This window comes from Saccharopolyspora erythraea (genome assembly GCF_018141105.1).
GTDB classification, from domain to species: domain Bacteria; phylum Actinomycetota; class Actinomycetes; order Mycobacteriales; family Pseudonocardiaceae; genus Saccharopolyspora_D; species Saccharopolyspora_D erythraea_A.
Genome location: NZ_CP054839.1, coordinates 3,278,673 through 3,291,846 on the forward strand (window position 1 = coordinate 3,278,673; position 13,174 = coordinate 3,291,846).

7 protein-coding genes are annotated in these 13,174 nt (G+C 72.7%); 4 read left to right on the forward strand and 3 right to left on the reverse strand.

Annotation, left to right across the window (positions count from 1 at the left end):
- Positions 1 to 28 precede the first annotated feature (28 nt).
- From HUO13_RS15005 to HUO13_RS15015, 3 genes are read right to left on the reverse strand one after another with little or no spacing between them, the layout of a single operon-like run.
- Positions 29 to 799, reverse strand: coding sequence for an NAD-dependent epimerase/dehydratase family protein (locus HUO13_RS15005; RefSeq protein WP_211901955.1), 771 nt, complete (start codon positions 797 to 799; stop codon positions 29 to 31).
- Positions 744 to 1,802: a Gfo/Idh/MocA family protein gene (locus HUO13_RS15010; protein WP_211901956.1), complete on the reverse strand. Its 1,059-nt coding sequence runs from the start codon at positions 1,800 to 1,802 to the stop codon at positions 744 to 746. The genes HUO13_RS15005 and HUO13_RS15010 overlap by 56 nt, the downstream gene beginning before the upstream one ends.
- Positions 1,799 to 3,232: an NDP-hexose 2,3-dehydratase family protein gene (locus HUO13_RS15015; protein ID WP_211901957.1), complete on the reverse strand. Its 1,434-nt coding sequence runs from the start codon at positions 3,230 to 3,232 to the stop codon at positions 1,799 to 1,801. The genes HUO13_RS15010 and HUO13_RS15015 overlap by 4 nt, the downstream gene beginning before the upstream one ends.
- Positions 3,233 to 3,511: 279 nt before the next feature.
- Here HUO13_RS15015 and HUO13_RS15020 point away from each other — a divergent pair, with 279 nt between their 5' ends.
- The 4 genes from HUO13_RS15020 (at position 3,512) to HUO13_RS15035 (ending at position 13,045) form a co-directional block, all read left to right on the forward strand.
- Complete coding sequence (locus tag HUO13_RS15020; protein ID WP_211901958.1) at positions 3,512 to 6,322, forward strand: ATP-binding protein; 2,811 nt, start codon at positions 3,512 to 3,514, stop codon at positions 6,320 to 6,322.
- 266 nt (positions 6,323 to 6,588) lie between these two features.
- Positions 6,589 to 9,168 (forward strand): AAA family ATPase, encoded by a 2,580-nt coding sequence (locus HUO13_RS15025; protein ID WP_282976595.1) that lies wholly within the window; start codon positions 6,589 to 6,591, stop codon positions 9,166 to 9,168.
- A 7-nt stretch (positions 9,169 to 9,175) separates the two neighbouring features.
- Positions 9,176 to 11,977 (forward strand): AAA family ATPase, encoded by a 2,802-nt coding sequence (locus HUO13_RS15030; RefSeq protein ID WP_211901960.1) that lies wholly within the window; start codon positions 9,176 to 9,178, stop codon positions 11,975 to 11,977.
- 381 nt (positions 11,978 to 12,358) lie between these two features.
- Positions 12,359 to 13,045, forward strand: coding sequence for a LuxR C-terminal-related transcriptional regulator (locus HUO13_RS15035; RefSeq protein ID WP_211901961.1), 687 nt, complete (start codon positions 12,359 to 12,361; stop codon positions 13,043 to 13,045).
- The last annotated feature ends 129 nt before the right edge of the window (positions 13,046 to 13,174 follow it).

Consider the following 13,174-nt stretch of genomic DNA (forward strand, 5'->3'; position numbering starts at 1 on the left):
GCGGGTACTCCCACGGTGGCGGTCAGGCTCAGGCGTTGAGCGCGAGGGCGTCCTGCACCAGTGAGCTCAGGTAGCGGTCCAGCAGGTCGTCGAGGTAGCCGTGGCCGAAGTCGTGCTCGGCGAACTCCGGCACGAGAGTACGCAGCTTCTCCGTGCTCACCACGGTCCGCTCCGGCGGCCGGGCCGCCGTGCGCCGCACCGCCTGGATGTCCAGTCTGGACTCGATGCCGTCCACGATCGCCGGGACCGGGATCGGTGCCCCGGTGGCGAGGTTGACGACCTCGCCGCGGACTCCGCGCCGCAGCAGGACGTCCAGCGTGGGTGCCACGTGCCGGACGTCGAGCAGGTCCCGGTGCGCGCCCGGCTGCACGGTCACCACGCCGGAGAGCACGCTGCGGGTCAGCGTCGGCAGCAACTGGTCCGGCGGCTGGGCGGCGCCGACCACGTGGGTGAGCCGGATGATCAGGTACGGCGTGCCGGACAGCTCGCACACCCGCTCGAGCGCGAGCTTGTGCCGCCCGTACACGGTGCGCGGGAAAACCGGCCCGTCCTCGGTGCCCGGCGAGCCCTGCGCGCCGTAGATGCCGGCCGAGGCGGTGGACAGCAGCACCACCGTGCGTGCGGTCCGCCCGCAGCGGCGCAGCACGTCGGCGACCAGCTCGCCCTCCCGGTCGAAGGCCGGGAAGTCGGTGCTGGCGGCGGTGGACACCCCGGCGGCGATCACGGTCACCTCCGGGTGCGCGTCACCGAAGTGCGCGGTCAGGTTCCGCGCGAGGAAACCGTTCCCCACGATCTCCATCAGGCTCACGTCCTCTGTTCGGGTCCTTCGCCGGAACGAGGACCGCTTGGTCCCGCACCGACTCCACCAGTGCCGCGAGCGCGTTCGCGTCGTCCAGCCAGTCGCGCTCGTACGGGCTGCGCAGCCGCACGGCATGCGCGAACGCGCTGACCGAGGAGACGAACTGGTGCGACGGCGCCAGCGTGATCTCCTCGGCGTGGTCCTGCTCGTCGATGCGCAGCACCGGCTGGTGCTGGGCCGGAGGCGTGAACGCGCGGTCCATGCTCAGCGACGCCGAGCTGCCCCACAGCGCGTAGCGCGAGCGGTAGCAGTGCTGGAAACCGAACTCCAGGTTGGCGAAGACGCCGCCACCGGAGACGAGCAGCGCGTGCCCGGCGACGTCCACTCCCAGCGACTCGTCGACGCGCAGCGTCGCGCCCGCCACCGACAGGTCCGGTCCGAGCAGCAACAGCGCCGCGCGCAGCGGGTAGACGCCGACGTCGAGCAGCGCGCCGCCGCCGAGCTCGGCGGCGTAGCGGATGTCGCCGGCGGTCAGCGGTGGGATGCCGAAAGCCGCGGTGAACGTGCGCAGCAGCCCCAGCCGGTTCTGGTCCACCAGCTCGCGCACACGACTGTGCGCCGGGTGGTGCAGGAACGCGAAGTTCTCCCGCAGCACCAGTTCCTTGTCCGCGGCGAGCTCGGTCAGCTCACGGGTCTTCGCGGAGTCCTCGGTGAGCGGCTTCTCGCACAGCACGTGCTTTCCCGCGTCGAGCGCGCGCCGGGTCCACTCGTGGTGCAGCGCGGTCGGCAGCGAGATGTAGACCGCCTCGATGCCGGGGTCGGCCAGCAGCGAGTCGTAGTCGGTCGCGGCGGTGCCGAACTCGGCGGCGAAGCGCCGCGCCTTCTCGGGGCTGCGGCTGGCGACCGCGGCCGTGGTCAGCTCCGGCACCAGGGCGGCGGCGGGCAGCGTGCGGCGCCGGGCGATCGCCGAGCACCCCAGCACTCCCAGCCGCACGGCGCTCATGCCAACCCCCTCAGGCAGGCGATCAGGCTGCGGGCCTGCACGTTGACGTAGTGGCTGTGCTTGAGCAGGTCGGTGAGCTGCCAGAGCGTCAGCCACCGGAAGTCCGGCAGGCCGGTGTCCGGGAAGTCCTGGGCGACCTCGATGATCTGGTAGTGGTTGCGGGCCTGGAAGAACCGGCCGCCCTCCTCGGAGAGCTCGGTGTCGAACAGCACCTGCTCCGGTGTGCGGCCGAGCACCACGTCCAGCAGCGGCGGGCGGTAGTCGACTTCCAGCCGTTCGTAGTTCTGCGGGGTGCACTGCACGGTCGGCGCGAGCTCCACCACGTCGAGGTAGCCGGGCTCGACGCGGGCGTTGACCAGCGCGTGCAGCACCCCGTCGACCCGCTTGACCAGCATGGCGACCGTCCCGATGCCGTGCGGCCGCAGCAGCGGCTGGGTCCAGCCGCCGACCTCGCGGCTGTTGCTGCGCACGTCGACGGCGATGATGCTGAAGAAGTTGTGCCGCTCGTGGTGGATCTCGCCGGGCCCGCGCCGCCACTGCCGCACCGCGTTGAGCGGCATGAGGTCGGCGTGCACCAGGTGCTCGGACTGCCGCGAGGTGATCCAGCTGCGCACCTCGGAGGCGGTGTGCAGGCTGCCGGACAGCGGATCGCAGGACCGGGCCAGCGTGTCCGCCTGCTCCGATCCGCCGGCGCCGGTGCCCTCGAATCCGCCGGGGATGCAGGAAAGCACCGTGCGCGCGTCCATGTTCACCAGGTTGTCCTCGGTGAGCAGCTCGTGCAGCTGGCCGAGCGTGACCCAGCGGAAGTCCTCGTGCTCGGGGACCGGTTCGTGCACCTCCACGACCATGTTCCGGTTCCGCTTGCGGTAGAACCAGGAGCCCTGCTCGGACTGCAGCACGTCGCTGAGCACGTGCCGTTCCTCGGCGCGGCGGAAGTACTCCAGGTACGGCACCGCGCTGCCCTCGTGCACCCGGGTGTAGTTGCTGCGGGTGGCCTGCACGGTCGGTGAGAGCTGCACGCCGTTGACGTTGCCCGGCTCGGTCTTGGCCTGCATGAGGCAGTGCAGCACTCCGTCGATCTCGCGGACCAGGATGCCCAGGATGCCGATCTCGGGCTGGTTGATGATCGGCTGCGTCCAGGACGGCACCGGCCCGTGGTCGCTGCTGGCTCGCAGGCCCTGGATGCGGAAGAACCTGCCACTGTCGTGGGCGAGGTCGCCGGTGGCGTCGTCGAAGCGCCACCTGTGCAGCCGTGCGAACGGGATTCGCTGCACCTCGTGCAGCTGAGCGGCGTTGCGCTCGGTGATCCAGTCGCGCAGCTTCGGGGTCGGGATCAGCGCGTTCCGCACGGTGCGTGCCGAAAGCGCCAGCCGGTTCGGCAACGTCGTGTCCGGCCCGCGCAGCAAACCGGTCCCAGCCGAGGGCGCCATTTTGGGTCTCCTCACCACGATGAGTACTGGCGGTTCGCCGAACCGCCCCGCCGGTGGCGACCCATTCCTATCGCGGCAGAAGTAGGCGAAACCCCAATTCCGGCCGCCGCCGGTGCGGGGCCTGGCTTCGAGGCACGGAGTTCTTGGGGAAAACACTGGAAACCGCACGCGGCCGTTGTGCGGCCGACGTGCAGGTCAGTAGCGTGCCCCTCTAGGGCTACCATCATGCGGAAGTGGCGGCCCCGGCTTCGCGGTCCGGTCGAGTTGAGGAGATCCGGCATGCGCGTGCGGGCGGCTGGGCACGTGAGCTCACTCGTCGGCCGGGACCGGGAACTGTCGATGCTCGAGGAATGCGCCCGCATGGCCGCGCTCGGCACGGGGCAGACCGTGTTGCTGCGCGGACCGGCCGGGATCGGCCGGACGAAGCTGCTGGGCGCGGCACTCGACGACCTGGACCCGGTCACCCCGACGGTGCTGTCGGTGAGCTGCCCGGAGAGCGGCGCCAGCGCCTACGCGGCGGTGCGCGCGCTGTTCGAACCGCTGGGTCTGACCGGTGACTCCCCGCGCCTGGCGGGTCGTGCGGCGCTGGCGCGGCCCGCGCTGCTGCCCGCGCGGCCCAGGGCGGAGGCCGTCGACGCGTACTCGGTGATGTACGGCCTGCACTGGCTGGTGTCCGAGCTCTGCGAGAAGGGCCCCGTGGTCCTGGCCGTCGACGACGTGCACTGGTGCGACGAGGCCTCGCTGAGCTGGCTGGGGTTCCTGCTGCGCCGCTCGGAGGAGCTGCCGCTGCTGGTGCTCCTGACCCAGCGCACGGGCCGCGACGTGCCGAACCCGCAGGTGCTGGCCGAGATCGGTGCGTCGTCGTGGTGCCTTGCGGTCGATCTCCAGCCGCTCACCGCCGAGGCGGTGCGGGCGGTTCTCCGCCGCGCTTTCGGCGCCGAGCCGGAGGACGCGTTCGTGCGCAAGTGCTTCGAGGTGACCGGCGGTACTCCCTTCCTGCTCGGCAGCATCGTCGCGCGCCTGCGCGAGGGGCCGGTCGAGCAGGACGCGGTGAACGCGGCCGCGCTCGACGAGCTCGGCAGGCAGATCGTCGCCGGGGCGCTGGTGGACCGGATGTCCCCGGACGCGCTCGCGGTCGCGCGGGCCGTCGCCGTGCTCGGCGGCGAGGACATCGAGCTGGTCGCCGCGCTCGCGGGTACCCAGCCGGGACCTGCCGCGGCCGCGGTCCGCGCGCTCCGCGACGACGAGCTGCTGCTGCCCGACCGGCTCCACTACGCCCACGATCTGGTCCGGCAGACCGTCCTGGAGTCGGTGCCGGTGGCCGAGCTGACGGCGTTGCGTGAGCGCGCGGCGATGCTGCTCAACGACAGCGGCCGTTCGACGGAGGAGGTCGCGGGCCAGCTCCTGCGGCTGCCGGGACCGCCGCAGCCGTGGGTCGCCAACGTGCTGCGGGACGCCGCCGTGGAGGCCGAAAGCCGCGGCGCCCCCGCGGCGGCCGCGCGGTACCTGACGCGCGCCCTCGAAGCCGACGACAGCCACGTGCCCGTGCTCGTGCACCTGGCCAAGGTGCTGGCCCACGTCGACCCGCGCGCGGCGCTGCGGCACCTCGACCGCGCGCTCGACCTCGTCACCGACCCGAGGCGGCGGGTGCCGCTGGCCGTCCAGTACGCGCTGACGTCACTGGGTGCGCGCAACTCCCTCCGGGCCTTCGAACTGGTCGGGTCGGTACTGGACGCGCTCGATGCCGAGATCGGTCGCGCCCCGTCACCGGCGGATCGTTCGTTGCGCACGCTGGCCGAGTCGGCGCTGCTGCTTTCGGGGCTCCACGAGAAGTCCACGGTCCGGCAGGTCGGGGAGCGGTTCCGGGGAGTGCCGCTGCCCGCGGGTGACACCGCCGAGGAGCGGCAGCTGCTCGCCCTGCTGGCTTCGCTGGCCGCCCTGCAGGGCCAGCCGGCCGCGGAGGTGGCGGCCCGGGCGCACCAGGTGCGGGCGATCAGCGATGTGACGCTGGGTGGGCGGGCGGTGCTGAGCGCGGTGCTGCCGCTGTACCTGGCCGACCACGTCGACGCGTCGCTGGAGGTCCTCAACCGCTGGCTGGAGGACGCCCAGCTGCGGGGCACGGCGTGGATGTTCTCCCTGTGCGCGAGCACCCGCGCGCTCGTGCAGCTGTGGGCGGGCAACGCCGAGGAGGCGCTTTCGGACGCGCAGGCGTCCCACGACATGGTCATGCCGGAGTCCTGGGCGGATGTCGCGCTGCCGCAGGCGGTGCTCGCCTTGGCGCTTGTCCGGCGCGGAGAGCCCGCGCGGGCGTTGCACGTCCTCGAGACCGTCACGAGACCACGGCTGGAACGGTTCACCTTCGAGTACCACTGGCTGTTGATCGCCCGCGGTCGCGCGTTGGCGGCCGTGGGCGACCACGTGGGCGCGCTGCAGCACCTCCACCGCTGCCGCGACAGCCTGGCCGAGAGCGGAATCGGCAACCCGCTGCTCGCGCCGTGGTGGTACGACGCTGTGGACGTGCTCATCGAACTCGGCCGCGGTGAGGAGGCGTTCGCCGACCTCGAGCTGGCCGAGGAGCAGGCCGTGCGCTGGGGCACGCGCCGCGCGCTGGGCATGGTGCGTGCCGCGCGGGGGAGGCTCACGCCGGGGCCGGCCGGGATCGACCTGCTCGCGGGGGCGGTGGACCTGCTGGCAGGCAGCCCCGCCAAGCTCGAGTACGCGAAGGCGGAGTATCTGCTCGGACAGCGTCTTTTCCGCCGGGGCGACGCCGAAGGTGCGCGGGACCGGTTGCGCCGTTCGATCGACGTGGCGGTGCTCTGCCGCGACGAGCTGCAGTTGCGCCTTTCGCTGCCCGCGCTGGCCGAGGCGGGTGGTCGCATGCGCCGCGGCACCGCGTCACCGGCGGACGTGCTGAGCGAAGGTGAGCGCCGCGTGGCAGCGAAGGCCGTGACGGGCGCCACGAACCGCGAGATCGCGGAGGCGTTGTTCCTCACGGTGCGAACGGTGGAGCTGCACCTGACGAGCGTCTACCGCAAGCTCGGTCTGAAGGGGCGGGCCGAGCTGGCCGACGCGCTGGGTGCGCACTCCTGACCCGGCGCTACGCTGCGCACCCGCCGCAGCGCGGTCCTCTTTGGACTTGTCCGCGGGCGTTCGTCGCGCGGAGTGCGTTGGAGTGCTTGGCGGATCGGGGATGTGTCGAGGTGTCGTGGTCGGCCAAGCTGCTCACCCACCGTCCACAGGCTCGTGTCCGGCGCCCCGTACGGGTCCCGGAGCTTTCGCGGTTGGTATGTTGTGAGTGACTTTCAGTGCAAAGTTCGGCGTCCGAGTGAATCCGGCGGTGTGACTGGGAGGTACAGGTGCAAGCACGGTGTGCAACTGGTGCGCTGGCACCTGCCGTACAGCCGCCTTCCTTCCTGATCGGACGCGACACGGAGGTGCGGCTCGTCGCCGATCTCGTCGGGGCGCTGGCGTCCGGGCGGTCCGGAATGGTCTGTGCGACCGGCGCGCCCGGTGTCGGACGCAGCGCCATCCTGGACCGGGCGACCGCGGCGGCCACCGCCGCGGGATTCGTCACCGCGTTCTCCCGCTGTTCCCCCGCGGAGACGGGGGTTGCGTTCAGCGCCGTCACGCAGCTGCTGTACTCGGTGTGCCCGCCCGGACGCGCGGCCGAACTGGCCGATGCGTGCACGTCCGGTGAGCCGTCGATCGAGCCGCTGTGCGGGGAGTTCGCCGCCGCGGCCGGCCGCGGCCCGCTCGTGGTCGCCATCGACGACCTGCAATGGGCCGACGCGTGGTCGCTGCGCACCGTGGAGGCGATGGTCCGCCACGCCGACCGGGCTCCCGTCCTCTTCGCCCTCACCGCGCACGGGCCGCTCAGCCGCCACGTCGATGTCGAGGCCCCCTTCGACGTCCACGAGCTGTGGTTGGACCCGCTGACCGTCGAGGAGACCGCCGAGTTCCTGACCCTCATCGCGGGGGAGGAAGCCGATCCGGAGTTCGCCGAGGCCGCCGCCGAGGCCACCGGCGGCCATCCCGCCGTCCTCCGGCGGGTCGTGGATCTGCTGGCCGAGCACGGGCGACCGACCGATCCGGCCCGGCGACCGGAATTCCTCGGGTTCGCGCGGTCGGTGCGGGCGGAACGCGCGCACCGGATCATCGGCGCCCTGCCCGAGCACGCCGCGGAGTTGTTGCGCGTGCTCGCCGTCTGCGGGGAGGACTTCGACTTCCCGACCGCGGCAACGCTCACCGGCTTGTCGGCGGCCGACCGGGCTGAGGCCGTGGAAACGCTGGTGACGAGCGGACTGGTGCTGCCGGGCCCGTCGCCGAGGCTCGCCGAACCCCGTCTCGCGGCCGACATCCTCGCGCTGGGGGACCCCCGCGAACGCGACCTCCTCCGGCAGCGGGCCGCGGCACTCGGGCATCGCACCGGAATTCCTTCGCGGGCGGTCGCCGACCTGCTCTGCGGGGCACCGTCGGTCGGTGCGGCCTGGGCGGGCACCGCGCTGGCCACGGCCGCCGAGGAGTGGACGCGGCAGAGCGCGCGCGGGCGCGCCGTGGCGGCGTTCCGCCGGGCGCTGGACGAGCCGCTGCACCCGCACGAACGGGCCCGGGTGCTGGTCGGGCTCGCGGCGCTGGAGGTCGTCGACTCCCCGGAGACGTCGGACAGCCGGTTGTGGCAGGTGCTGACCGGCGCGCAGGACGAGCGGCCGCCACCGTCGGTGCTGCACGCGGCCGACATGCTCGTGGCGCGCGGCGACAACGAGACGGCCTGGCACCTGATCTCGGCGCTGCGCCAGCGTGGTTCCGGTTTCCTGCCCGCCGGATCGGTCGAGGCGCTCGATGCGCTCGGCTGGATCGTGCGGGAGGAGGGGCCGATGGAGCCGGAGATCCCGGTGGTGCCGCCGATCGCGATCGAGGACGATCCGGCTGACCCGGCCCGCGCCGGCGCGCTCGCCTGGCGCCTGGCTGCCCGGGGGCAGGACCGCGAGCGCGCGCAGATCCTCGCGAAGACGGCGCTGTCCGGTGGTGACGGGCCGCTGATGCCCCTGATCATGGCCAGCCGGGCACTGCTGTGCTGCCTGGAGCCGGGCGACGCGTTCGCCGGGTTCAACGCGGTGCTGGCCGAGGCGCGGCGACGGGGCAGCCGCGCGCTGGCCGCGCAGGCGCTGCTGCACCGCGCCGAGGCAGCGGTGTGGCTCGGCCAGAACGAGCGGGCGTGCAACGACCTGCGCGCCGCCGCGGACGCGCTGCCCGTGCGGTGCTGGCATCCGACGCTCGCCGTTCGCCACGTCGGCGTCGAGGTGGCCGTTCACCGCCTGTGCGGCCGGATGTCCCGTGCGCGGCAGATCGCCGAGGCCGACCTGCCGACGGGCGCGCAGTGGGGCGTGAGCTGGGCGTTCCTGCTCTGCGAGCGGGGCAGGCTGCGACTGGAGGCCGGCGAGGTCGAAGCCGCGCTGACCGCGTTGCTGGAGTGCGGCCGGATCCTGCGCGGCCGCAACTGGGACAACCCGATGCTGTCGCGGTGGCGGGCGCTCGCCGCCACCGGGCACGCCCGGCTCGGCGACCGGGAGGCGGCGCGGCGGCTGGTGGCGGAGGAGAAGGCGCTCAGCGACACGTGGCGCGTCTCGGCGAAGCTGGACGAGATGCCGGAGGTCTCGCTGGCGAAGCTCTGCAGCGCCCCGCAGTTCCACGACACGTCGGTCCTGCGTTCGGAGCCCGCGCCGCGACCGAGCGAGGCGACCGACGTCCTTTCCGAAGAGGAACGTGCCGTCGCCGGCCTGGCCGCGCGGGGTGTGACGAACCGGGAGATCGCGATGCAGCAGTCGGTGGCCATCCGCACGGTGGAGCTCCGGCTCACGAAGGTCTACCGGAAGCTGCGCATCCGCGGCCGGGCGGAGCTGGCCGAGTTCTGGGCGCGGTCCGGCCGGGGGAAGTGAGCGGCGGATGCTCCTGGCACGGGAAGCCGAACTGGCGGTGCTGGAGGAGGCCGTGCGCGGGGTGCGGCCGGGGCCAGGAGGGGTCCTGCTGATAGGCGGCTCCGCGGGTTCGGGGCGGACGGCCCTGCTGCGCAGGCTGGGCGTCATCGGCACCCGTGCCGGGGCGCGTGTGCTGTGGGCCGGGGGCGTGCACGGCGAACGCGGATTCCCGCTGGGCGTGGTGCGCCAGCTCTTCCTGCCTCTGCTCGTCCCGGACTGCGAGGTGGCGGTCTCGGCGGCCACGCGGAGGATGCTGGATCCGCTGGTCTGCGGCTCCCCGCCATCCGAGCGCACCGAACAGGCGCCGTCGGAGCTCGCGAGGGTGCTGCACGGGCTGCACGCGCTGTCGGCCGAGATCAGCGCGGCTGAGCCGGTGCTGCTGCTCGTCGACGACCTGCACTGGGCGGACGAGCCGTCGTCGCGCGCGCTGGCGTTCCTGGCGGCCCGGCTCCGCGGTCTGCGCCTGCTCATCGGTGTGGTGCTGCCGGACGGCGCCGGCACCCGGGACCCGCTGATCCGCGAGATCGCCGGTGCGGCGGCACACCACGTGCGGGCTGAGCCCCTGCCGCTGGAGGCGGTTCGCGAACTCGTCGCCGCGCAGTTCGGCACGGACCACGACGAGGAGTTCGCGCGGGCCTGCCACGACCTCACGGGCGGCGACTGCGCGGAGCTGCGGGCCCTGCTGAACCGCGCGTCGTCCCAGCTGCTGAGGGGACGGGCTGCCGACCTGGACCGGCTCCGCGAGTCCGCCGCGGCCTTCCGGCAGGAGCGGTTGTGCCTGCTGCTGCGGCGCGACGCCGACGTGGCTGCCGTGGCCAAGGCGGTCGCGGTGCTGGGCGACCGCGCGGAGCTGCGGGTGGTGCGGCGGCTGGCCGAGGTCGATACCTGGCGATTTCCGGCGGCACTGGCCGCACTGGCGGACCGCTGGCTCGAGGTGAGCGGTGAGCACGTCGGGATCTTGGACCCGGGGCTGCCGGCCGCGGTCGAGGAGATGCTCGGCCCCGGGGAGAGCGCGGAGCTGCACCGCCGGGCTGCGGTCGTGCTCGACCGCAGCGGTCGCCCGCCTGAGGACGTCGCGGCCCAGTTGCTGGGGGTCGACCTCGTCCGGGAGGGCTGGGAGACCGACCAGCTGTGCGCCGCGGCGGCCGCCGCGCGACGCCGGGGCGAGCCGGCGGTGGCCTCGCGCTACCTGCGGCGTGCCGTGCGGGATCTGCCGCCGGACAGCGCCGACCGGGCGTGCCTGTTGGTCGAGCTGGCGGCGGTGGAGCAGGACGCGGACCCGGGGGTGGCTTTCCGCCACCTCGCGCAGGCGGCCATGCTGATGCCAACGGGGCGGGAGAGGGCGGCGGTCGCGGCGCGGATTCCGCTTCCCGCGGCCGGTGACGGGACGCTGGTCTTCGAGCTGGTGCGCGACGTCGCCGAGCGTCTCGGTCCCGCGGACGATCTGCGGGGCCACGACCGGGATCTCGCGATGCGGCTGGAGGCGCGGCTCCGGTTCGCGGGGCTCGGCGATCCGGCGAAGCTCGCCGATGCGGTGGACCGGTTGGCCGGGCTGCCCGACGACGGGCACTGGCCGACACCGGCGGAGCGCGAGCTGCGGACGGTCCTGCTGATGGCGGCGACGCTGCGTTCGGCGACGACGGCGGAATCGGTCGCAGGCCGGCTCCGCGACGTGCTGGAACAGGAACCGACCGACTCCTACGGCGCCATGACGGCGTTGCAGCTGGCGCCGGCGATCCTGCTCGCCACGGACTCGGTGGACCTCGGTTGGTCGTGGGTCGACTCGGCCTACGAGCACGCGAGGCGCCACAGCAACTCGACACCGCAGGCGCTCGTCGGTGCGCAACGGGGACTGCTCCTGCTCGGCAGCGGCCGGCTGGCCGAGGCCCGCGTCCAGGCAGAGCGCGCGTTCGAGCTGACCGACCGGTCGTGGCCGGACGAGGCGATGGTGTTGCCGTCGACGGTTCTCGCGCTGGTCGCCCTGGCGCAGCGGGACACGACTCTGGCGACGCGGGTGCTGGAGAAGGCGCCGCCTGCGAAGGACCTCTGGCTGATGGAGACCCGGAGCTCGCTGTCGGGCGCACTCGCGGTGGAACGCGGCGACCTCCCCGCCGCGCTCGCCCAGTTCCTGGACTGCGGTCGGCTGCTGGAGAGCGCGGGGTGGCAGAACCCGGCGATGCATCCGTGGCGCTCGTGGGCGGCTGTGCTCTCGCACCGGATGGGCCGGACCGGCGAGGCGGTGCGCCTCGCCGAGGAGAACTACGAGCGCGCGCTGGCGTGGGGCGCGCCCACGCCGCTCGGCCGGGCGCTGCGCATCCGGGCGCTGATCCACCGCGGCAGCGCTCGCGCGGTCGCGCTGCTGCGCGAGTCCAACGAGGTGCTCAGCACCTCTCCCAACCGGCTGGAGCGCGCCAAGAGCCTCATCAGGCTCGGCGAAGCCCTGCGCGACACCAATCGCGACGAGGCCGATCGCCTCCTCGCGCGTGGTCGCCGCACCGCCGAGCAGTGCGGCGCCCAGTGGCTGGGAGAAGCCGCGGAGGATGGTCTGCACATCATGGCCGGCAGCACGGGGTCGGCACCGGTGATCCGCCCGGAGCTCACCCGCGGTGAGGCGGTCGTGGCCGAGCTCGCGGCCCGGGGGCGCACCAACGCCGAGATCGCGGAGGAGCTGACCATCAGCCGTCGCGCGGTCGAAAAGCACTTGACAAGTTCGTACCGGAAACTGAACATCACGGGTCGGCCTGGTCTTGCGGCCGCACTCGGATTGTAGCCCGGGGCCGGAGGAACCATCCGCAACCGCGAACCGGAGTATCGTCGCTGTGTTGCTCATCATTCTCGCCGGTTCCATTCCGCGGGACACTTCCACATGAGCGCGTGCGCTGTGGTGCCGATGCGGACGACTTTGCTCCCATTGCCCGTCACTCACCGGCATTGTCGCGCGTTGTACCAGGTCAGGGGGCCGCATCCGGGGTGACCGCACCGGACCGAACCAACGGCGCGAAGCACCGTAGGGTTAAGGGCGAACGGGCCGCGCTGTTGACCTTCGCCGTTTCCATTCATAGGCTGAGTTTTGCGACAATTCCCGCATTTTCCGGGGAATTGCTCCTCGAATTCGTTGCTTCGGCGCCTTGAGAAAGATGGTCGATAATCGATGAGTTCCGGCGCGGTCATCGCCAAGTCCACGACATCCCCGGCGGCGGTCCCTCGAAAGCTCGGCGTGTATCGCGACATCTACCGTTCGCTGTTCGAGCAGTCGGGGATGTGCATGGCCAACCTCGATCTGGAAGCGCGCGTGCTGGAGGCCAACGAGTCGTTCTGCCGGCAGTTCGGCCGCACCACGCACGAGATGCAGGACCGGTCCTTCTGCGGTCTGCTGCACCCCAGCGTCCGGGGCGTGCTCAAGCACCAGCTCAAGCGGCTCGCGGAGGGCCAGCACCCGCGGTTCGACGCGCACATGCTGGCGGTCGGTCCGAAGGAGTCGGTCTTCGCGGGGGAGCTGACCGGCGTCGCGGTGCGCGGCGACGGTCGTGTCGAGACGATCATGGTGCTGGTGAAGCCCGAGGAGGAGGAACGCCCGCCTCGTCTCGCCGGCGCGAAGCAGAAGCTGCTCAGCCCGGTCGACGCCCGGATCCTGGAGGGTGTCGCGGCCGGCGAGTCGACCGTCCAGCTCGCGGCCAAGCTCTTCCTGTCGCGCGGGGGTGTGGAGTACCACGTGACCACGCTGCTGCGGAAGCTGAAGGTCACCAACCGGCCCGCGCTGGTGTCGAAGGGGTACTCCCTCGGCATCCTCGAGCTCAGCCGGTGGCCTCCGCGGGTGTGTCCGGAGTACATCCGCTGAGTGGCGCCGCTGGTGGCTCCCGGCTCGCTGCCGGGCGTGGCGCGGAGCACTTCGCGCATGACCTCTTCCGACAGTGTCCCAAGTAGACGAACACATGGCGAATCTGAAGTAGACAGATCCGTACTCGGC

Excerpts from the sequence above, each read along its gene's own strand:
- HUO13_RS15005 (WP_211901955.1), bottom strand. The coding sequence starts at position 799 with ATGGAGATCGTGGGGAACGGTTTCCTCGCGCGGAACCTGACCGCGCAC.
- HUO13_RS15010 (WP_211901956.1), bottom strand. The coding sequence starts at position 1,802 with ATGAGCGCCGTGCGGCTGGGAGTGCTGGGGTGCTCGGCGATCGCCCGG.
- HUO13_RS15015 (WP_211901957.1), bottom strand. The coding sequence starts at position 3,232 with ATGGCGCCCTCGGCTGGGACCGGTTTGCTGCGCGGGCCGGACACGACG.
- HUO13_RS15020 (WP_211901958.1), top strand. The coding sequence starts at position 3,512 with ATGCGCGTGCGGGCGGCTGGGCACGTGAGCTCACTCGTCGGCCGGGAC.
- HUO13_RS15030 (WP_211901960.1), top strand. The coding sequence starts at position 9,176 with ATGCTCCTGGCACGGGAAGCCGAACTGGCGGTGCTGGAGGAGGCCGTG.
- HUO13_RS15035 (WP_211901961.1), top strand. The coding sequence starts at position 12,359 with ATGAGTTCCGGCGCGGTCATCGCCAAGTCCACGACATCCCCGGCGGCG.